Genomic DNA, 19,514 nt, shown 5'->3' with positions numbered 1-19,514 from the left:
CATGCTGTGTCGGACGACCCGGCCGTGCCCGCTCTTCGCCTCCGGAAGGTCATTCGTGACAGAACCCCGCCAACCCGGCGCAGACGTTCGCTCGCTCACCGACACGCTGATCGCGCACGCGCAGAGCGCCGGTGGTCAGCTCACGTCGGCTCAGCTCGCGCGCACCGTCGAGTCCGCCGAGGTGACTCCGGCCCAGGCCAAGAAGATCCTGCGGGCACTCTCCGAGGCGGGAGTGACTGTGGTGGTGGACGGCTCGGCGAGCACCCGCCGCCGCGTCGCCGCCGCCCGCTCGACCACGCCGGCGTCTCGGGCCACCACCGCCAAGACCACCAAGAAGGCCGCGGCCCCCGCCCCGAAGCAGGCCCCCGCCTCCGACGAGTCGACGCCGTCGGCGCCGGCCCCCCGGAAGGTGGCCGCGCGCAAGGCCACCGGCAGCACCGCCGAGGTCGGCGCCGCCGCGGCCACTCCGGCGAAGGCCACCAAGTCGACCCGGGCCACCAAGGCGACGGTGGCCGCGGCCGCCGGCGCCAAGCCGGTCAAGGCCGGCGGCAAGGCCAAGGGCGAGGGCGGCGAGGGTGAGATCGACCCCGAGGAGCTCGCCGCCGCCATCGAGGACGTCGTGGTGGAGGAGCCGGCCGAGCTGGCCCAGGCCGCCGAGACCGACGCCGCCGCGTCGGCCACCGACAACGACTTCGAGTGGGACGACGAGGAGTCCGAGGCGCTCAAGCAGGCCCGGCGTGACGCCGAGCTGACCGCCTCCGCCGACTCCGTCCGGGCGTACCTGAAGCAGATCGGCAAGGTCCCGCTGCTCAACGCCGAGCAGGAGGTCGAGCTGGCCAAGCGGATCGAGGCGGGGCTCTACGCCGCCGAGCAGCTGCGCGCGGCCGACGAGAGCGAAGAGAAGCTCCCGCGGGAAATGGTCCGCGACCTGGGCTGGATCTCCCGTGACGGCGAGCGGGCCAAGAACCACCTGCTGGAGGCGAACCTCCGTCTGGTGGTGTCGCTGGCCAAGCGCTACACGGGACGCGGCATGGCCTTCCTCGACCTGATCCAGGAGGGCAACCTCGGCCTCATCCGCGCGGTGGAGAAGTTCGACTACACCAAGGGCTACAAGTTCTCCACGTACGCCACCTGGTGGATCCGGCAGGCGATCACCCGCGCGATGGCCGACCAGGCCCGCACCATCCGCATCCCGGTGCACATGGTCGAGGTCATCAACAAGCTCGGCCGCATACAGCGCGAGCTGCTCCAGGACCTGGGCCGTGAGCCCACGCCGGAGGAGCTGGCCAAGGAGATGGACATCACACCCGAGAAGGTGCTGGAGATCCAGCAGTACGCTCGGGAGCCCATCTCGCTGGACCAGACCATCGGCGACGAGGGCGACAGCCAGCTCGGTGACTTCATCGAGGATTCCGAGGCTGTGGTCGCGGTCGACGCGGTGTCGTTCTCGCTCCTGCAGGACCAGCTCCAGCAGGTGCTGCAGACGCTCTCCGAGCGTGAGGCGGGCGTGGTGCGTCTGCGGTTCGGCCTGACCGACGGTCAGCCACGGACGCTGGACGAGATCGGCCAGGTCTACGGGGTGACCCGGGAACGAATCCGGCAGATCGAGTCCAAGACGATGTCCAAGCTGCGTCACCCGTCCCGGTCGCAGGTCCTTCGGGATTACCTGGACTGAGCCGGCTTCGTCAACCGAACGTGTCGTTTTGGCCACCTGGTGTGCAACGCCAGATGGTGATCGTCCGGATGCACGAATGTGATCGTTGACGTGGCACCCTGGGTGCACGGCACACTGTCCCTGCCAGGTGTGACCTCGGTCCCCCGCGGGCACACAGGGAAGGCAAGGCCCGGCACGGGTGTTGCACGATAGGTGAGCAACGACCGAAGAGATTGTTCATCGGTGACGACCAGAGGAGGAAGGCGATGACCCCGACCCTCACGCCGCCGCCCGTGACGGCGGCTCCCCCAGCCGCCGATGAACGGTGCGACCGCTGCAATGCTGCCGGGAAGCTCCGGATCACTCTGGCGGGTGGGAGTGAGCTGGTGTTCTGCGGGCACCACGCGAACAAGTACGCGGAGGATCTCGTGAAGATCACCGAGCGGTTCGTAACGGACCCCGAGTTCAGCTGGCGTGGTGCCGATCTGATGGCGAACTGAGTACGTAAACCGACATAGCCGGCCGGAGGCACCCCGAGGGTGCCTCCGGCCGGCTTTTCGTTACCCAGGCGCCCCGCGCCCCGGGGCGGGCGGGCCTGCGGACTGGGGCAGGCGGGGCCGGCCCGGCTTCGCGGCTCGATGTGGCCGGTGGTGCCGATGTGGTGTGGGGTCAGAGGGTCTGCACGGTGGCGATGCGTTCCTCAAGCTGCTCGATGGTGGCCTGGGCGCTCGGCGGGCCGCCGCAGAGCCGGCGCAGTTCGGCGTGGATCTTGCCGTGCGGCTGGCCGGTGCGGTGGTGCCGGGCGGCCACCAGAGCGTTCAGTTGGCGCCTGAGCGCCACGCGACGCTGGGCGGCGCTCATCGGTGCCGGCGGGGCCGCGGTGGGCGCAGCGGCCGGCTGAGCGGCCCGCTCGGCGGTACGGCGACGCTGGGCGGCGAGTTGTGATGCCTGCCGCTTGGTCAGCAGCAGGGAGACCTGGTCGGCCGTGAGCAGACCGGGCAGGCCGAGGTACTCCTCTTCCTCGGGGGTGCCGGCCTGGGCCGCGGTGCCGAACGACGCCCCGTCAAAGATCACCTGATCCAGCTCGGCGGTGGCCGAGAGCGCGGCGAACCGCTTCTCCAGCTCACCGCTGGCCTGGTCGTCGCGCTGCGCGCGTTCCAGCAGGTCGTCGTCGAAGCCGTCGGCTTCCTTGGGTTTGCCGAGCACGTGGTCCCGCTCGGTCTCCATCTCGCTGGCCAGCCCGAGCAGGTGCGGCACGCTGGGCAGGAAGACCGAGGCGGTCTCCCCGGGGCGGCGGGCCCGGACGAACCGGCCGATCGCCTGGGCGAAGTAGAGCGGGGTGCTGGCGCTGGTGGCGTACACACCGACCGCGAGGCGCGGGATGTCGACCCCCTCGGACACCATCCGCACCGCGACCAGCCACCGCTGCTCGGACGCCGCGAACGTCGCGATCCGGGCGGACGCGCCCTGGTCGTCGGAGAGCACCACGGTGGCCTTCTCGCCGGTCACCTGCTCGATGAGCTTCGCGTACGAGCGGGCGGTCTGCTGGTCGGTGGCGATGATCAGGCCGCCGGCGTCGGCCATGCCGGCGTTGCGGAGCACGGTGAGTCGGGCGTCGGCGGCGCGCAGCACCTGCGGCATCCAGTCTCCCGCCGGGTCCAGCGCGGTACGCCACGCCTGCGCCACCAGGTCCTGCGTCATCGGCTCACCGAGGCGGGCGGCCAACTCCTCCCCCGCGTTGGTGCGCCAACGGGTCTCCCCGGAGTACGCCAGGAAGAGCACCGGCCGGACCACCCCGTCGCGTAGCGCGTCGGAGTAGCCGTACACCGAGTCGGCGCGGGAGCGCAGCAGCCCGTCGCCGCCCCGCTCGTAGCTGACAAACGGGATGGGGTTGTCGTCGGAGCGGAACGGCGTGCCGGTGAGCATCAGCCGGCGTACGGCGGGCTCGAAGGCGTTTTTCACCCCGTCGCCCCAGGATCGGGAGTCGCCAGCGTGGTGGATCTCGTCGAGGATGACCAGGGTGCGCCGGGTCATGGTGCGCCGCCGGTGCACCTGCGGGGCCATCCCCACCTGGGCGTAGGTGACCACCGCGCCGTGGAAGTCGGCCGCGGAGTGCACGTCGGCGTTGCGGAACGCGGCGTCGAGCTGGATGCCCACCCGGGCTGCGGCGTCCGCCCACTGGTTCTTCAGGTGCTCGGTCGGCGCCACCACGGTGACCGCCTCGATGGTGCCGTCACCGAGCAGTTCGGCCGCGATCCGCAGGGCGAAGGTGGTCTTCCCGGCGCCGGGCGTGGCGACCGCGGTGAAGTCCTCGGTCCGCCGGCGCAGGTACTCCACCAGGGCCTTGCGCTGCCAGGCGCGTAGTGCCGGGAACGTCTCGAGCACCGGCGTCCGGGCTGCCACGCGAAGCTCCTCTCCGACCGCACGACGGCGGACCCCGGGCGAGGGCCACGAGTTCCGCCGCCCATGAAAACGCCTCCGCGCAGAAGCTGCCGCGAAGGCTGACTCAGCATAACCAGCGCGGGCCCCAGGGCCCAGGCGACGCCACGCCCGTCACATCGGCCACCCCGACCCGGGCGGCCTCACCACTCCCGGTCGGTACGCGGATCGGCCCCATCGCTGCGGGGTGACCGCAGTGTCGCCACCGGGGCGGACCAGCGTCGACGCAGCGCGATCAGGCGCAGCCCGAAGACGAGCACGGCGGCGGCGGTGAGCGGCGCGGGCCCGGTCTGCCCGGTGACGTACAGCAGCACCACCACCACCGATCCGGCCAGGGCGGCGAGCGCGTAGATCTCCCGGCGCAGCACCACGGGGATCTCGGCGGTGAGCAGGTCACGGGCGAGCCCGCCGCCGATCGCGGTGAGCATGCCGATCAGGCAGGCTCCGACCGCCGGCACCTGGGCGTCGAGCGCCTTGAGCGTCCCGGTCACGGTGAACAGTGCGAGGCCCGCCGCGTCCAGCACCAGCACGGTGGTGCGTAGTCGGGCGAGTTGGGGGTGCAGCCAGAAGACGGCGAGGGCGGTGACGGCGGCGGTGGCCGCGTACCGCCAGTCGGCGAAGGCCAGCGGCGGGACCTCGTCGATGACCAGGTCCCGGAAGATCCCACCGCCGAGGGCGGCTACGAAGCCGACGAAAGCGACACCGAACAGGTCGAGTCGCTTGGCGACCGCCGCCGACGCCCCGGAGGCCGCGAACACGGCGACCCCGGTCAGGTCGGCAAGAAGCAGGGCGGTGGAGGTGGTCACCGCCGCAGGCTACGTCGCCGGCCAGGGCACCGGCCCGGGTTCACTCGCGGTACGAGTCGTAGATCTCCTTGCACTTGGGGCAGACCGGCGAACCGGGCTTTGCCGCCTTGGTGACCGGGAAGGTCTCTCCGCAGAGCGCGACCACGTAGGTGCCCATGACGGCACTTTCGGCGATCTTCTCCTTACGGACATAATGGAACATCTCGGGACCGGTGTCGGCGTCCTTCAGCTCCGGACGCTCGAGAACCTCTGTGCTCACGTCTGCACCTCCAACCGCCAAGTTTGGCAGGTCGTCGCGGCCGGGTCCACCTGAGGCCTGTCGAAGCCCGACCCCGTACCGTGGCCCAACGTGACTGACTTTCGCATCAGCTTGGGCCCCGAGGTGGCCGAAGCCCAGCGCGACGGCCGGCCCGTCGTCGCCCTGGAGAGCACCATCGTCTCGCACGGCCTGCCTCGGCCGGACAACCTGCGGGTGGCTCGGGAGATCGAGCAGGCGGTCCGGGACGCCGGGGCCGTCCCGGCGACGATCGGCATGATCGCCGGCGAGCTGGTGGTCGGCCTGGACGACGCACAACTGACCCGGCTCGCCACCGTCGACGGGGTGACCAAGCTCTCCGTCCGTGACCTCGCGCTGGCGGCGGCGACCGGCGCGGACGGCGCGACCACCGTGGCCGCGACCAGTGCGGTGGCCGCCGCCGCCGGGATCGGCGTGTTCGCCACGGGCGGGCTGGGCGGGGTGCACCGGGAGGCCGCGCACACCTTCGACGAGTCGGCGGACCTGGTCACCCTGGCCCAGACCCCGATCGCGGTGGTCTGCGCCGGGGTCAAGTCGGTCCTCGACGTGGGCGCGACCCTGGAGCGGCTGGAGACCCTCGGGGTCGCCGTGCTCGGTTACCGCACCCGCCGGTTCCCCGGCTTCTACCTCACCGACGCCGGCTTCGACCTGGACTGGTCGGTGGACTCGCCGGAGCAGGTCGCCGCCGTGCTCGCCGCCCGCGACGAGCACGCCGTGCACACCGGCGGGCTGCTGGTGGCCAACCCGCTGCCGGTCGACGAGCAGCTCGACCCGGAGCTGCACGACCGCACGCTCGCCGACGGTCTGGCCCTGCTGGAGCGCGACGGGATCACCGGCAAGGCCGTCACCCCGTACCTGCTGGCGCACTTCCACTCGGCCACCGAGGGCGCGAGCCTGGCGGTGAACGTCCGGATCATCCTGCGCAACGCCGATCTGGCCGCGCGGATCGCGGTCGCCGCGGCGGCCCGCACCGCCGCAGCCCCGGCATGACCCGACCGGCCCGGGTGGTCGTCGTCGGTGATGTGATCACCGATGTGGTCGCCGTGCTGTCCGGACCGCTCGCGATCGGTTCGGACACCGGGGCTGAGATCAGCCTCGGCGGCGGCGGTCAGGCGGCCAACACCGCCGCCTGGGTCGCCGCGCAACGGGTGGACGTCACGCTCGTCAGCGCCGTCGGTGACGACGACGCGGGGCGGGTCCGGGTGGCCGAGCTCGAACGGGCGGGTGTCGACTGCGCGGTCGAGCGGGTCGAGGACGTACCGACCGGCACGGTGATCGTGTTGGCCGTCGACGGCGAGCGGACCATGGTCAGTCAGCGGGGCGCGAACCTGCGGCTGAGCGCCGCGCACGTCGAGCAGGCCCTCGCGGCGGTGCCCGAGGCTGGGCATCTGCACCTGTCCGCGTACACCCTGTTGGACGCCGGGTCGCGCGGCGCGGGGCTGCGGGCGCTGGCCGTCGCCCGCGAGCGCGGGCTCACCACCAGCGTCGACGCGGCCTCCGCGGCGCCGCTGCGGCGGGTGGGCGCGCGGGCCTTTCTGAGTTGGGTACGCGATGTCGACCTGCTCCTGGTCAACGCGGACGAGGCCACGGTGCTGGCCGGCGGGCTGGACCCGGCGGCGCAGGGGCGGGCGCTGTCGGCGACGGCGCGGCGGGTGGTGGTCAAGGGTGGCGCAGCGGGCGCGGTCTGGGTCGACCGGACGGGAACGGTCAGCGTGGCGACGGCCCGGCGGGTGACGGTGGTTGACGTGACCGGGGCCGGTGACGCCTTCGCGGCCGGCCTGCTCACCGCGTGGCTCGGCGGTGCCACCTCGACCGCGGCCCTGGACCGCGCCACCGAACTGGGCGCGCTGGCCGTCTCCACCGTCGGCGCCCGGCCTCGACCGTGATCTCCCGAACCCTGGCCCGCGCGGCGCGGGTCAGGGTTCGGCGTCGATGATCTTGTGCGGGCGCTCCTCGGCGGTGAGGCTCATCGGCGGGGTGTCGTCCTGCAGGCGGGGGCGGAACCGGTTGGCCAGCCGGTGCTGCTCCTTGGGCGGCCGGTCGTTGGCCAGCAGCACCGCCAGCCACGGGATGATCACCATGCCGAGGGCGCACAGGGGCAGCCAGAGCCACAGCAGCGGGGCCTTCACGCCAACCAGGATCGCGCCGGCCACGATGCAAGCCACTCGGATGCCCATCATCAGGACATAGCGGCGTTGTCGGGTGGTGAGCTGATCGTTCTGGCTGCGCGAGGCGTCGGTGATCAGAATCGGCTGGTACGCCTGACGCTTCACCTTGGACCTCCTCGAGGGGGTTACGCCTCATCCTGTCACCGCAGGCCCGTGATCAGCGAAATTTGCCGCATACAGAACGTGTTACGTGCGTGGTACGCTGCGCGTCGTGGGCAGCAAGTTCAGCTTCACCGACGAGGCGTTGGCCAACCTGAGGGTCTACGACGTCACACCCGGGGAAGTCTGGGAGGCGCTGCACAGCGCTCGACGGGTCATCCGCCACCTGGGCGACGACGTGATGGTGGTCTACGCCGCCGCCCGACGGGGTCGCCGACTGGCGGTGCTGCTCGCCGAGGCCGATGGCACCGACAACGACTGGGACATCCTCTCCGCCCGCGAGCTGAGCGACGTCGAGGCCAAGCGCTACGACGAGGCCGTGCGGAGATCGCGCCGATGAGGAGGCCGTGACGATGCACCGTGACGACGCGACCAAGCAGTTCCACAGCGGCGACGACCGGATCGCCGAGTTGATCGACCAGAGCCCGGAGGTGGACCTGCCCACCCCCGACACCGACGTGCCGATGGTGAGCCGATCGGTCCGGCTGCCGCTGGAGACCTACGAGCGGGTGCGCGCCGTCGCCGACGCCCGCGGCATCGGGGTCACCACGCTGATGCGGCAGTGGATCGAGACCGGCCTGGCCGACCTGGACGACTCGGCCACCGTCTCGCTCGCCGACGTCCGACGCGCGCTGGCCTCGCTGGCCCACCCGACCGCCGCCTGAGCGACCGGGTCAGCCGCCGGCGGTCTTCGCCTTCGCCGCCGCCTTCATCTGCTGCTTGTACTCCCGCACCCTGCGCAGCGAGTCGGCGTCGGTGACGTCGGCCACCGACCGGTACGCGCCCGGGTCGCCGTACCCGCCGGCCGCCTCCCGCCAGTCCTGCGGGGTCACCCCGAACCGCTTGCCGAGCAGTGCCACGAAGATCTGCGCCTTCTGCTTGCCGAAGCCGGGCAGCTCGGCGACGCGGCGGAACAGCTCCGGCCCGTCGGCGACGTCCGACCAGAGCAGGGCGGCGTCTCCGTCGTAGCGGTCCACCAGGACCTGGCACACCTCCTGCACCCGGGCCGCCATCGCCTTCGGGAACCGGTGCAGGGCGGGTGGCTGGGCGAAGATCGCGATCAACGCCTCCGGGTCGTACCCGGCCAGCTCCGCCGCGTCCAGGTCGTGGCCGAGCCGTTGCGCCAGCACGTACGGCGAGGAGAACGCCTTCTCCATCGGCACTTGTTGATCAAGGACCATGCCCAGGAGTCTGGCCAGCGGACTCTGCTCCAGCAGCCGGTTGGCCTCGGGATCGATGGGTAGCACGAGCGTCATGCACCCCATCCTGCCCGGCCGCTCAGCCCGGCGGGCACCGACGCTCCGGGTGGGGATCCGGCGGGTGGTGCCGACCGGTGACACGACGAGGGGCAGGATGACGGCGTGGACGAACACGACATGCTGCTCTCCCCCGCCGGCATCGACGCGCTGCGGACCGCGCTGACCGGGGCCGGTTTCACCAGCAACGGCATCGCCGAACGGCTCGGCGCGCACACCACCGGCGCGGTCGCGCGCAACGACTACCGCGCCGCGCTGCGCGCCACCGAGGACCGCGACCCGCTCGCCACCCTGATCCGGGTGTTCATCTGCGACCAGACCGAGCCGGAGGCGGCAGTTGCCGCCGCGCTGGCACCACTGAGCGTGGCTGAGGCGCTCGCCGGTGGCCTGGTGGAGCGGCACGGTGACGGCCTGCGCGCCAGCGTCGACCTGGAGCCGTACGGCGACGACTGGTGGGTGCTCGCCGACGTACCGGCCAGCGCCCGGCCGGGGCAACCACTGCACGCCGAGCACGTGCTCGGCATCGGCGGGGCCACCCAGACGCTGCTCGGCGCGACCCTGCGCCGGCCCGTCGACACGGCCCTGGACCTGGGCACCGGCTCCGGCGTCCAGGCCCTGCACCTGGCCACCCACGCCCGTTCGGTGACCGCCACCGACCTGTCGGAGCGGGCCCTGCGCTTCGCCGCGACGACCGCCGCCCTCAACGGCCAGGACTGGGAGCTGCTGCGCGGCGACCTGGTCGCGCCGGTGGCCGGCCGACGGTTCGACCTGGTGGTGAGCAACCCGCCGTTCGTGGTCGGCCCCGGCACCACCACGCACGTCTACCGCGACTCCGGCCGGGTCGGTGACGCGATCGGCGCCGAGCTGGCCGCCGCCGCCCCCGGCCTGCTCACCGAGGGCGGCACCATGCAGTACCTGGCGAACTGGGTGCACGTCGCCGGCGAGGAGTGGGACGAGCGGGTGGCCGGCTGGTTCGCCGGCACCGGCCTGGACGCCTGGGTGATCCAGCGCGAGGTGGCCGACCCGATGGCGTACGTCGACCTGTGGCTCACCGACGTCGGCGAGAGCACCGACCCGCAGCGGATGGCCGCCTGGCTGGACTGGTTCGACGCGCACAAGGTCGAGGGGATCGGCTTCGGCATCGTGTCGCTGCGCCGGGGTGGGCACGCCGACCCGATGATCCGGGTGGAGGACCTGCGCCAGCGGGTCGAGCCGCCGCTGGGCGACCAGGTGGGCGCCTGGTTCGACCGCCAGGACTTCCTCCGGGTACGCGACACCGACGCGCTGCTCGCCGAGCGCTACCGGGCTGCCGAGGGCCTCCAGCTGCGGCAGGAGGCGACCATGGGTGACGAGGGCTGGGCGGTGGACCGGCAGGTCCTCGCGATGCCGCACGGCCTGCGTTGGACCGAGGAGATCGACCCGCTGGTGCTGGCGCTGGTCGGTGGCGCGGACGGCCGGCTGCCGCTGCGCGACCAGCTCGCCCTGCTCGCCGCGGCGCACGACGTCGAGCCCGACGAGATGGCCGAGGCCGCCGGTCCGATCGTCGCGCACCTGGTGGAGCGGGGCTTCATCGAGCCGGTGACCGCCTGATGCGGGCGCGGACGGCGACCGGCACGCCGGTGGTCCGCTGATGCGCGCGGTGGTGCAGACGGTCGGGCGGGCCAGCGTGACCGTGGACGGCGAGGTGGTCGGCGCGATCGAGAACGGTCTGCTGGTGCTGCTCGGGGTGACCCACACCGACACCCCGCAGACCGCTCAGACGATGGCCCGAAAGGTGCACGAGCTGCGCATCCTGGACGGCGAGCGGTCCGCCGCCGACACCGGCGCGCCGATCCTGGTGGTTAGCCAGTTCACCCTCTACGGCGACGCCCGCAAGGGACGCCGTCCAACCTGGACCGCCGCCGCCCCCGCCGAGGTGGCCGAACCACTGGTGACGGCGGTCGTCGAGGCCCTGCGCGAGCGCGGCGCGAAGGTCGAGACGGGTCGCTTCCGCGCCCACATGCTCGTCGAGAGCCTCAACATAGGCCCCCAAACCCTCCTCCTAGACCTCTAACCCACCCCACCCACCCACCTCACCCACCTCCCGCCCGACACCACCCCCGTTGATCATGAAGTTATTGCCCCGACGCGCCGCTGCGGCGGGCAATAACTTCATGATCAACGGGCGGAGAGGGGGGAGGGGGCGGGGCGGGGGTTAGGAGAAGAGGCCTCGGCGGGTTAGGGACTGGCGGAGCCAGTTGTCGAGTTCGGCGGTCCAGTCGGTGCGGTCGGCGGTGGCGTGGTCGACCGTGAACCGGCCGAACGCGTCCCGGCCCTCGGTGAAGATCCCGCCGCGTTTGTCGACCTCCAGCACGACCTGCATCTGCCGCGCGTCGGCGATGAAGGTGACCTCCAACTGGTTGATCGAGCGGGCGTACTGCGGCGCCGGGCTGAACTCGATCTCCTGGTAGAAGGGCAGGCTCTGCCGTACGCCGTAGAGGTGGCCACGCTCCACATCGGCGCGAGCGAACCGGAAACCCAGTCGCAGCAGAGCCTCCAGCAGCCGCTCCTGCGCGGGCAGCGGGTGCACCGACACGGCGTCCAGGTCACCCTTGTCGACCGCGCGGGCAACCTCCAACTCGGTCCGCAGCCCCATCGTCATGCCGTGCAGGTGCTGCCCGTACAGCTCGGTGACCGGCGTCTCCCAGGGCACGTCGAAGCGGAACGGGATGTCGTGGCGCTGCCCCGGCTCCAGCCGGAACGCGCCGGTGACCCGTTGGCGGTGGAACTCCTGGTTGGCGTCGTACTCGTTGTCGCCGCTCTCCACCTCGACCCGGGTGACCAGGCCGAGTGTCACGTGGTCGATGTCGACCTGGTGGTCGCCACCGACGACCTGGATGCGGCCCTCCAACTGGCCGCCCGGGCGGCAGTTCGGGTTGACCAGCACCGTTTCGACCGACGGGCCACCGACCCCCATCGCCTTCATGAGCCGCTTGAAGACCACACCGTCCTCCAACCTCGTCGTCGCCGACCCGAGGTGGCCGACCGTCCGCAACGTAACGGGCAACGACAAAAACCCGCCGGGACGACACACCGCGCCAGCGACCCGACCGGATTCCTGTCGGGTGCCCGATCGCCTCACTCCCGTTTCACGCCCCTCCCGCCAAGCTGTGTGTCACACCGGCACCACTGAGCCGGAAAACGGCACAGACGTGGACACGGGGAGAGACAGAGATGGTCCTGCAGATGACGGAACACCGGATGCGCCCGGCAGCCAGCACCGACACCGACGCGGCCACCGAGGCCCTCGTCGACCTGGACGCCACCGACGAGCGCGGCATTTCCACAGACCTGGTCCGGGCGTACCTCAACGGGATCGGCCGGACGAAGCTGCTGACCGCGGCGCAGGAGGTCGACCTGGCGCGGCGCGTCGAGGCCGGTCTGTTCGCCGACGAGAAGCTGGCAACCTGCACCCCGGTCTCGCCGGAGCTGCGGGCCGACCTGGAGCTGATCGTCGCCGAGGGCCGGGCGGCCAAGGACCATCTGCTGGAGGCGAACCTGCGGCTGGTGGTCAGCATCGCCAAGCGCTACACGGGACGCGGCATGGCCTTCCTCGACCTGATCCAGGAGGGCAACCTCGGCCTCATCCGGGCGGTGGAGAAGTTCGACTACGCCAAGGGCTACAAGTTCTCCACGTACGCCACCTGGTGGATCCGGCAGGCGATCACCCGCGCGATGGCCGACCAGGCCCGCACCATCCGCATCCCGGTGCACATGGTCGAGCAGGTCAACCGGATGGTGCGGGCCCGCCGCGAGTTGGCGGTGACGCTGGGCCGCGAACCGACGGTCGCCGAGGTCGCCCACGCACTGGAGATCCCCGAGATCCAGGTCATCGAGCTGATCTCGTACGACCGCGAGCCGGTCAGCCTGGACCAGGCCGTCGGCGACGACGGCGAGAGCGCGCTCGGCGACTTCGTGGCCTCGGTGGACCCGCGCAACGAGCCCGGTGACACCGCCGCACAGGGCGAGCTGCGCAACGAGGTGAGCATCGTGTTGTCCACGCTGTCCCAGCGGGAGCAGGCGGTCATCCGGCTCCGGTTCGGCCTGGACGACGGCCGGCAGCGCACCCTGGACGAGGTCGGCCGCGAGTTCGGCCTGTCCCGGGAGCGGATCCGGCAGATCGAGAAGGTGACGCTGCTGAAGCTCCGCGCCCCGGAGCGGGCGCAGCGCCTGGAGGCGTACGCCTGCTGACGCACCACCTCCACGGAAGGCCTCGGCGGTTCGCCGGGGCCTTCCGGCCGTCCACGGGAGTCAGAGGCGGCGGGGCCCGGTGTCCGGGCGGGCCGCCGCGCCACCCACCCGCACCTGGGCGTGCAGGACCGAGATGCCGTCCGGCCGGGCGAGCACCGGGTTGAGGGTCAGCGAACGCACCCGGGGCTGCTCGTCGGCGAGCTGACCCACCCGCAGCAGCAGGTCGGCCAGGGCAGCCCGGTCGACCGGTGCGGCCCCTCGGTGCCCCCGCAGCAGCGGCGCGGCCCGGGGTTCGTCGACGAGTTCGGCGGCGTCGCGGTCGGTCAGCGGCACCGCCCGCCAGGCCCGGTCGCCGAGCAACTCGGTGGCGACCCCTCCGAGACCGAAACCGACCACCGGCCCGAACGCCGGATCTTCCATCAGCTCCACCACGCAGGCCACCCCCGGCGCGACCATCGGCTGCACCAGCACCTCCGCGCCGAAGCTGGCGGCCAGCTCGGCGTACGCCCGGCGGACGGTCGCCTCGTCGGGCAGGTCGAGCCGGACCGCGCCGAGGTCGAGCCGGTGCCGCAGCCCGGCGGCGGCGGCCTTGAGTGCCACCGGAAAGCCCAGCCGCCCCGCCGCGTCGACCGCCGCGTCGGCCGAGTCAGCGGTCACCGACGCCACCGTTTCGATGCCGTACGCGGCCAGCAGCGCGTTCGGATCGGGCGGATCGCGGAGCGCGGCCTGGGCGGCGGCCCGATCGACCCGGGGCAGCTCGGGTGCCACTCCGGGCGGACGGCGCAGCCACTCGGCGTACCGGTGCACCCGGGCCAGGGCCCGGACCGCCTCCTCCACACCGCCGTACGCGGGCACCCCGGCCGGCAGCCGACCCACCAGGAACGTCGCCACGGCCGGCTTGCCCAGCGCGAGCGCGGCCGGCAGCGCGGCGGTGACGTCGGCGTCCACATCGGTGCGTTGGCCGGGCAGCGGCGGGGCGAAGACCACCACCAGGGCGTCCACCCGGTCGTCGCCGGCCGTCTCAGCGAGGGCGGCGGCGAACTCGGCGGCGCCCGCGCTCGGCCCGACGTCGCGGGGATAGCCGTCGACCACGGTGAGGCCCTGCCCGACGCACGCGGTCGCTGCCAGGCCGGTCAGCGCCGAGGAGTTGCCGACCACGCCGACCCGACCGCCGGCGGGCAGCGGCTGGTTGGCCAGCAGCACCCCCACGTCGAGCAGCTCCGGAACGGTGTCCACCCGGATCACCCCGGACTGGGCGAACAGCGCGGCCACCGCCACCTCGTCCGGCCCGGCGGTGTCGCCCACCCCGGCCGGGCGGGCCCGCGAGGCGAGCGCGACGACCGGCTTGGCCCTGCCGATCCGCCGGGCCAGCCGGGCGAACTTGCGCGGGTTACCGAACGTCTCCAGGTACAACATGATCACGTCGGTGCCGGGGTCGTCCTGCCAGTACTGCAACAGGTCGTTGCCGGAGACGTCGGCCCGGTTGCCGGCCGAGACGAAGCTGGACAACCCGAGGCCGCGCCGGTCGGCCTCGGCGAGCAGCGCCACCCCGAACGCGCCGGACTGGCTGAAGATGCCGACCCGGCCGGCCGGCGGCAGCGCCGGGGCGAGGGTGGCGTTGAGGCGTACCGCCGGGTCGGTGTTGGCCACGCCGAGGCAGTTCGGGCCGACCACGCGCATGCCGGCGGCGTGCGCCGCGCGGACCAGCGCCCGCTGCGCGGCCGCGCCCTGCGCGCCGGCCTCGGCGAAGCCGGCCGAGATGACCACCAGGCCGTGCACTCCCGCGGCGGCCGCGTCCGCGACCACCGCGGTCGCCGCAGACGGCGGGACCGCCACCACCGCCAGGTCCACCGGGACCCCGGCGTCGACGGCCGACGGGTACGCGGGCAGCCCCGCCACGGTCGACGCGCTCGGATGCACCGGCACCACCGCACCGGTGAAGCCGCCGTCGCGCAGATGCCCCAGCACGGCCGCGCCGACGCCCTGGCCGGTGGCGCTGGCGCCGTACACGGCGATGCCGCGCGGCGCGAGCAGCCGGGCGATCGAGCGGGCCTCGGTGCGGTGTTCCCGGCCGAACTGCACCTCCAGCGTGGCCTCGGTGGGCGCGATCGGGAAGCTCAGGTGCACCACGCCGTCGGCGTACTCGCGCTGGACCTGGTAGCCGAAGTCGGAGAAGACCCGCAGCATCGTCCCGTTGGCTGGCAGCACCTCGGCGACGAAGCTCAGGATGCCGTTGCGCCGGGCGGCGTCGGCGAGGTGCTCCATCAGCACCGAGCCGATGCCCCGGCCCTGGTAGGCGTCCTCCACCACGAAGGCCACCTCCGCCTCCGGCGCCTGCGGGCCGAGCCGCTCGTACCGGCCGACCGCGACGATCTGGTCGCCGGCGAGCACCACGAACGCCTCCCGGTCGTGGTGGTCGACCGTGACGAATCGGATCAGATCCCGTTCGGGAATGCGCGGGTACGGCGAGAAGTACCGCAGGTAGCGGGTGCGCTCGGAGAACCGGCTGTGCATCGCCACGATGGCCGGCGCGTCGTCCGGGCTGATTGGTCGCAACTGGACGGTGGTGCCGTCACTGAGCAGCACGTCCACCGGCTGGGCCACGGTTGTCACCGGCGCCGTCCTCCCCCGGCCCGGCTCAGTCTCGCGGATCGTGCGGGTCGAGCCCCAGGAGCGGGAAGACGGTCTTGCGGGTCGCCGCGATCGCCCGGTCCACCGCGTTCGGCTCGCCGGTCGGCTGCCACGGCTCGTACGACGGGTCGGCATCGTCGGTCATCCGCAGCGGAATCTCCCGGCCCGGACGGCGGGCGGCGGCAAGCTCCCGCCAGGCCGGCGGGGTGAGCGTCGCCGGGTCGATCGGGTCGCCGGTGGCCACGGCCAGCAGGTGGCTCCAGGCCCGGGGCACCACCTCGACCAGCGCGTACCCACCGCCGCCGGTGGCCACCCAGCGGCCGTCGCACAACTCGTCGGCGAGGGCTCGCAACGCCAGGTAGGTGGCGCGCTGCCCGTCCACGGTCAGGCTCAGGTCGGCCAGCGGGTCCAGCCGGTGCCCGTCGGCACCGCACTGGCTGACCAGCACCTGTGGCCGGAACGCGCGCAGCACCGACGGCACGATCGCGTGGAACGCCCGCTGCCAGCCGGTGTCGTCGACGCCGGGCGGCAGCGGCATGTTCACCGCGGTGCCCTGCGCACCGGGCCCGCCGGTCTCGTCGGGGAAACCGGTGCCCGGAAAGAGCGCGAGCGGGGTCTCGTGCAGGCTGACCGTGAGCACCCGGGGGTCGTCCCAGAAGATCTGCTGCACGCCGTCGCCGTGGTGCACGTCCACATCCACGTACGCGATGCGCTCGGCACCCAGGTCGAGCAGGCGGGCGATGGCCACGGCAGGGTCGTTGTAGACGCAGAAGCCGGAGGCACGGGCGGGCATCGCGTGGTGCAGGCCACCGGCCACGTTCACCGCCCGCCGCGCGTCGCCGCGCCAGACCGCCTCGGCGGCGGCCACAGTGGCTCCGGCGATCAGCGCGCTGGACTCGTGCATCCCGTCGAAGACCGGGTTGTCGGAGGTGCCCATCCCGTACCCGGCGAACAGCGGGTCACTCGGCGCGGCCCGCACCGCCGCCAGGTAGGCAGGGTCGTGCACGCGGGTGAGCAGAGCGTCGTCGGCCGGCTCCGGTTTCACCATGCGTACGCCCGGACGGTCCAGGATGCCCAACTCCCGGGCGAGCGCGAAGGTCAGCTCCACCCGCACCGGATCGAGCGGATGGTCACCCATGTCGTAGGCGAGCAGCGACTCGTCCCACACCACCACCGTGTCGTCGGACATGAGCCCATCGTCGCACGGGGACCGTCCGCACGCGCTGGTCAGCTACCGGGTGTCGGGCCCGGTGGCGACCGGCCGGGCCGGATCGGCGACCCAGTTGCTCCACGATCCGACGTAGAGCGCCGCGTCCGGCCGGCCCGCCAGGTGCAGCGCCAGCACGGCCTGCGCGGCGGTCACCCCGGAGCCGCAGTACGCGCCGACGGCCCGCTCCCCGGCCACCCCAACGGCGGCGAACCGCTCCCGCAGCACGTCGGCGGCCAGGAAGCGTCCGTCCGCGCCGACGTACTCGCCGGCCGGCAGGTTCGCCGCGCCCGGCACGTGGCCGGCCACCGGGTCGATCGGCTCCACCTCGCCCCGGTAGCGGGGCGCCGCCCGTACGTCGAGCAGCACGGCGTCGTCGGCGGCGGCCAGCGCGGCGGCCTGCCCCGCGTCGAGCACCGGAAGATCGCCGGGGCGCACCTCGACGTCACCGGGGGCCGGTGCGGGCACCTCGGTGGAGACGGGCCGACCGGCGGCGACCCAGGCCGGGTAGCCGCCGTGCAACACGCGCACCGGGCGGTGCCCGGCCCAGCGCAGGGTCCACCAGGCCCGTGCCGCGGCCATGCCGTCGCCACCGTCGTACACCACCACGGGGTGACCGGCGCGGACGCCGGCGGCCCGCAGCGCCGCCTGCAACGCGGCCGGATCGGGCAGTGGATGCCGGCCGCCGACGCCGGGCGGGCCGCAGAGCGCGGTGTCCAGGTCGACGAAGACCGCGCCGGGCAGGTGGCCGGTCAGGTAGTCGTCGTGGCCGGGCGGGCCGGTGAGCCGCCAGCGGACGTCGAGCAGGGTGGGCGGATCGGCGTCGTCGAGCTCGGCGGCGAGACGACCGATCTCGACCAGAGGCTCCTCAATTCCGGACATGGCGACCATCCAACACCATCCGGCTCGACACCCCAGGCGGTTCGGCGGCGGTCGCGCGCCAAACCGCAAGGTAGCATCGTGCATCGGAGGGCCGCTGACCTTATGAAGTCTCACGACCTGGTCGACACGACCGAAATGTACCTGCGCACCATCCTCGAGTTGGAGGAGGAGGGCGTGCCGCCGCTGCGCGCTCGGATCGCCGAGCGGCTACGGCAGAGCGGCCCCACCGTGAGCCAGACCGTCGCCCGGATGGAGCGCGACGGCATGCTCACCGTCGAGGGCGATCGGCAACTGACCCTCACCGCGCTGGGCCGCGGCATGGCTGTCTCCGTGATGCGCAAGCACCGCCTCGCCGAGTTGCTGCTCGTCAATGTGATCGGGATGCCCTACGAGGAGGCCCACGAGGAGGCCTGCCGCTGGGAGCACGTGATGAGCGACGCGGTGGAGAAGCGGGTGTACGACCTGCTCAACCGGCCGACCCGCTCCCCGTACGGCAACCCGATCCCGGGTCTGGAGGCGTTGGGCTCGCCCGAGACGCAGGCCACCGAGGCCGGCGACAGTGAGCGCAACCTGGCCTTCCCCGGGCTCACCGGGCCGGTGGTGGTTCGCCGGATCTGTGAGAGCGTGCAGACCGACTCCGACGTGCTGCGCCAGTTGCACGCCGCCGGTGTCGACCCGGGTGCCACGGTGACCGTGGCGCAGGAGCGCGACGGGGTGTCGATCGACCGCTCCGGCGACCGCGTCCGGCTGCCGCGCGAGGTCGCCTCGCGGGTCTTCGTCGCCGCCAACTGACCAGCCGCCCGCCGCCGGGCGTCACAGCGCCCGGGTGTCCACCTTCTTGGCCAGCGAGATCAGCTCTGCGGTCAACTTCTCGGCCGCAGAGCGCTCGGTGCCTCGGGCGCCGGTCCAGGTCAGCGTCGCCAACCGGCCGTCGGTGGCCAGCCAACCGACCTCGGCGACCGGCCCGTGGCCGCTCGCGGCAGCGGCGGTACGCCGGTACGCCTGCTGGCCCAGGCCGGTGACCTTCGTGGCCTTGGCGGGCACCACGTCCGCGCCGAAGGTGGTCTTGTCGATCGACGTCTCGGACACGCTCAGCGTCAGCTCCGGCAGCGCCGCGTCCCCGGCCCGGACCACACAGGTGTGGGTGTCGCCTCGTTCGCTGGCCGCCGCCACGTCGAAGCGCGCCTTGACCAGTTGCTCGATGAGCGCGAAATCCAGCAGTCGGCAGGCGCCGCCCGAGGAGGCCGCCGGCACGTCCACCGCGATCGGCACCGGCGGCGGCACCGCCACCGGCTCGGCGTCGGCGGCACAGCCGCTCACCAGCAGCCCGGTCAGCCCCGCGACCACGATCCGCCCGCGCACGCTCCACCCTCTCGCCGACCGACGGCGGTAGGCGCCCGCCGGATGTCCGTCGGAAACCGTACGGGGTGCGCGGGCGCGGCGGAAGTCCTCGTTTCGCCGTTATCCGCAGGGTGGATCATCCACGTACGGGCAGTGCCGGCAGCCGCGTCCACAGCAGGTGCCGCGCCGGGCCAGGAAGGCGGCGCTGAGCACGAACAACCCGGTCGCCGGGTCCAGGTAGCCGGCCTCCCCGGCGGCCAGCGCGGCGGCGTGCGCGGCGAGGATCCGGGCCCGGTCGGGGTGCTCGGGCGGCAGCCGGGACGGGTGCGGCTCGGTGAGCGGCCGATCGGCCAGGGGTCGTCGCTCTCCGGTCACCGCAGCAGTCTAGGGAGCGTCGAGGAGCGCGATGCTGGTGCGGGCTGCGGCGCGCCTCGACGGGTCTACCT

21 protein-coding genes are annotated in these 19,514 nt (G+C 72.9%); 10 read left to right on the top strand and 11 right to left on the bottom strand.

From position 1 onward, the window contains the following. Positions 1–55 precede the first annotated feature (55 nt). Together ABZ808_RS28480 and ABZ808_RS28475 are read left to right on the top strand one after the other, a co-directional pair. On the top strand, positions 56–1,675 hold the full coding sequence (locus tag ABZ808_RS28480) for an RNA polymerase sigma factor (protein WP_357012336.1): 1,620 nt from the start codon (positions 56–58) through the stop codon (positions 1,673–1,675). 245 nt (positions 1,676–1,920) lie between these two features. Next, positions 1,921–2,154: a hypothetical protein gene (locus ABZ808_RS28475; protein WP_357012428.1), complete on the top strand. Its 234-nt coding sequence runs from the start codon at positions 1,921–1,923 to the stop codon at positions 2,152–2,154. 169 nt (positions 2,155–2,323) lie between these two features. On the opposite strand, the gene ABZ808_RS28470 is transcribed toward ABZ808_RS28475, so the two are convergent. From ABZ808_RS28470 to ABZ808_RS28460, 3 genes are all read right to left on the bottom strand, one after another. Then, a complete protein-coding gene (locus ABZ808_RS28470) occupies positions 2,324–4,057 on the bottom strand; it encodes a DEAD/DEAH box helicase (protein WP_357012334.1) in 1,734 nt (577 codons plus the stop codon). Between the two features lie 179 nt (positions 4,058–4,236). After that, positions 4,237–4,899, bottom strand: coding sequence for a trimeric intracellular cation channel family protein (locus ABZ808_RS28465; RefSeq protein WP_357012330.1), 663 nt, complete (start codon positions 4,897–4,899; stop codon positions 4,237–4,239). Positions 4,900–4,939: 40 nt separating this feature from the next. Then, on the bottom strand, positions 4,940–5,158 hold the full coding sequence (locus tag ABZ808_RS28460) for a DUF3039 domain-containing protein (RefSeq protein WP_088946800.1): 219 nt from the start codon (positions 5,156–5,158) through the stop codon (positions 4,940–4,942). 90 nt (positions 5,159–5,248) lie between these two features. Here ABZ808_RS28460 and ABZ808_RS28455 point away from each other — a divergent pair, with 90 nt between their 5' ends. Together ABZ808_RS28455 and ABZ808_RS28450 are read left to right on the top strand one after the other, a co-directional pair. Beyond that, entirely contained in the window at positions 5,249–6,184 is a 936-nt protein-coding gene (locus ABZ808_RS28455) for a pseudouridine-5'-phosphate glycosidase (protein ID WP_357012328.1), read from the top strand. Beyond that, positions 6,181–7,080 carry a PfkB family carbohydrate kinase gene (locus tag ABZ808_RS28450; RefSeq protein ID WP_357012326.1) on the top strand — a complete coding sequence of 300 codons (900 nt, stop codon included), beginning with the start codon at positions 6,181–6,183 and terminating at the stop codon, positions 7,078–7,080. Before ABZ808_RS28455 ends, ABZ808_RS28450 begins: the two co-directional genes overlap by 4 nt. A 30-nt stretch (positions 7,081–7,110) precedes the next feature. Here ABZ808_RS28450 and ABZ808_RS28445 read toward each other — a convergent pair whose 3' ends face one another. Continuing rightward, complete coding sequence (locus ABZ808_RS28445; RefSeq protein ID WP_357012324.1) at positions 7,111–7,467, bottom strand: DUF3099 domain-containing protein; 357 nt, start codon at positions 7,465–7,467, stop codon at positions 7,111–7,113. Between the two features lie 106 nt (positions 7,468–7,573). On the opposite strand from ABZ808_RS28445, the gene ABZ808_RS28440 reads away from it, so the two are divergent. Beyond that, positions 7,574–7,861, top strand: a complete 288-nt coding sequence (locus ABZ808_RS28440) for a hypothetical protein (protein WP_357012322.1) — start codon at positions 7,574–7,576, stop codon at positions 7,859–7,861. Between the two features lie 13 nt (positions 7,862–7,874). Beyond that, the gene (locus ABZ808_RS28435) at positions 7,875–8,186 is read left to right on the top strand and encodes a hypothetical protein (RefSeq protein ID WP_357012427.1); all 312 of its coding nucleotides are present in this window, start codon (positions 7,875–7,877) and stop codon (positions 8,184–8,186) included. Between the two features lie 9 nt (positions 8,187–8,195). Here the strand turns inward: ABZ808_RS28435 and ABZ808_RS28430 are convergent, their stop codons facing one another. After that, entirely contained in the window at positions 8,196–8,786 is a 591-nt protein-coding gene (locus ABZ808_RS28430; RefSeq protein WP_357012426.1) for an HhH-GPD-type base excision DNA repair protein, read from the bottom strand. 96 nt (positions 8,787–8,882) lie between these two features. On the opposite strand from ABZ808_RS28430, the gene ABZ808_RS28425 reads away from it, so the two are divergent. Further along, on the top strand, positions 8,883–10,367 hold the full coding sequence (locus tag ABZ808_RS28425; RefSeq protein ID WP_357012319.1) for a methyltransferase: 1,485 nt from the start codon (positions 8,883–8,885) through the stop codon (positions 10,365–10,367). A gap of 40 nt (positions 10,368–10,407) precedes the next feature. Next, on the top strand, positions 10,408–10,830 hold the full coding sequence (gene dtd, locus ABZ808_RS28420) for a D-aminoacyl-tRNA deacylase (protein ID WP_357012316.1): 423 nt from the start codon (positions 10,408–10,410) through the stop codon (positions 10,828–10,830). 141 nt (positions 10,831–10,971) lie between these two features. Here the strand turns inward: dtd and ABZ808_RS28415 are convergent, their stop codons facing one another. Further along, positions 10,972–11,760, bottom strand: a complete 789-nt coding sequence (locus tag ABZ808_RS28415; RefSeq protein ID WP_357012425.1) for a sporulation protein — start codon at positions 11,758–11,760, stop codon at positions 10,972–10,974. A gap of 242 nt (positions 11,761–12,002) precedes the next feature. Between ABZ808_RS28415 and sigB the strand changes: the two genes are divergently transcribed. Continuing rightward, positions 12,003–13,007 (top strand): RNA polymerase sigma factor SigB, encoded by a 1,005-nt coding sequence (gene sigB, locus ABZ808_RS28410; protein ID WP_357012313.1) that lies wholly within the window; start codon positions 12,003–12,005, stop codon positions 13,005–13,007. 60 nt (positions 13,008–13,067) lie between these two features. On the opposite strand, the gene ABZ808_RS28405 is transcribed toward sigB, so the two are convergent. The 3 genes from ABZ808_RS28405 to ABZ808_RS28395 are packed head-to-tail and all read right to left on the bottom strand — an operon-like array spanning position 13,068 to position 17,727. Beyond that, entirely contained in the window at positions 13,068–15,620 is a 2,553-nt protein-coding gene (locus ABZ808_RS28405) for a GNAT family N-acetyltransferase (RefSeq protein WP_357012310.1), read from the bottom strand. 25 nt (positions 15,621–15,645) lie between these two features. Beyond that, positions 15,646–16,827 carry an acetoin utilization protein AcuC gene (locus ABZ808_RS28400; protein WP_357012307.1) on the bottom strand — a complete coding sequence of 394 codons (1,182 nt, stop codon included), beginning with the start codon at positions 16,825–16,827 and terminating at the stop codon, positions 15,646–15,648. 42 nt (positions 16,828–16,869) lie between these two features. Further along, positions 16,870–17,727, bottom strand: coding sequence for a sulfurtransferase (locus ABZ808_RS28395; RefSeq protein ID WP_357012305.1), 858 nt, complete (start codon positions 17,725–17,727; stop codon positions 16,870–16,872). 102 nt (positions 17,728–17,829) lie between these two features. On the opposite strand from ABZ808_RS28395, the gene ABZ808_RS28390 reads away from it, so the two are divergent. Next, entirely contained in the window at positions 17,830–18,519 is a 690-nt protein-coding gene (locus ABZ808_RS28390; protein ID WP_357012303.1) for a metal-dependent transcriptional regulator, read from the top strand. 21 nt (positions 18,520–18,540) lie between these two features. On the opposite strand, the gene ABZ808_RS28385 is transcribed toward ABZ808_RS28390, so the two are convergent. Beyond that, positions 18,541–19,089, bottom strand: a complete 549-nt coding sequence (locus ABZ808_RS28385) for a hypothetical protein (RefSeq protein ID WP_357012301.1) — start codon at positions 19,087–19,089, stop codon at positions 18,541–18,543. 99 nt (positions 19,090–19,188) lie between these two features. Continuing rightward, on the bottom strand, positions 19,189–19,443 hold the full coding sequence (locus ABZ808_RS28380) for a DUF5522 domain-containing protein (protein WP_357012299.1): 255 nt from the start codon (positions 19,441–19,443) through the stop codon (positions 19,189–19,191). Positions 19,444–19,514: the final 71 nt, after the last annotated feature.

Source organism: Micromonospora sp. NPDC047527 (genome assembly GCF_040643015.1).
In the GTDB taxonomy this organism is placed as follows: Bacteria; Actinomycetota; Actinomycetes; order Mycobacteriales; family Micromonosporaceae; genus Micromonospora.
Note: the sequence above shows the minus strand (reverse complement) of the source record. Positions and strands in the feature narration are given on the sequence as shown.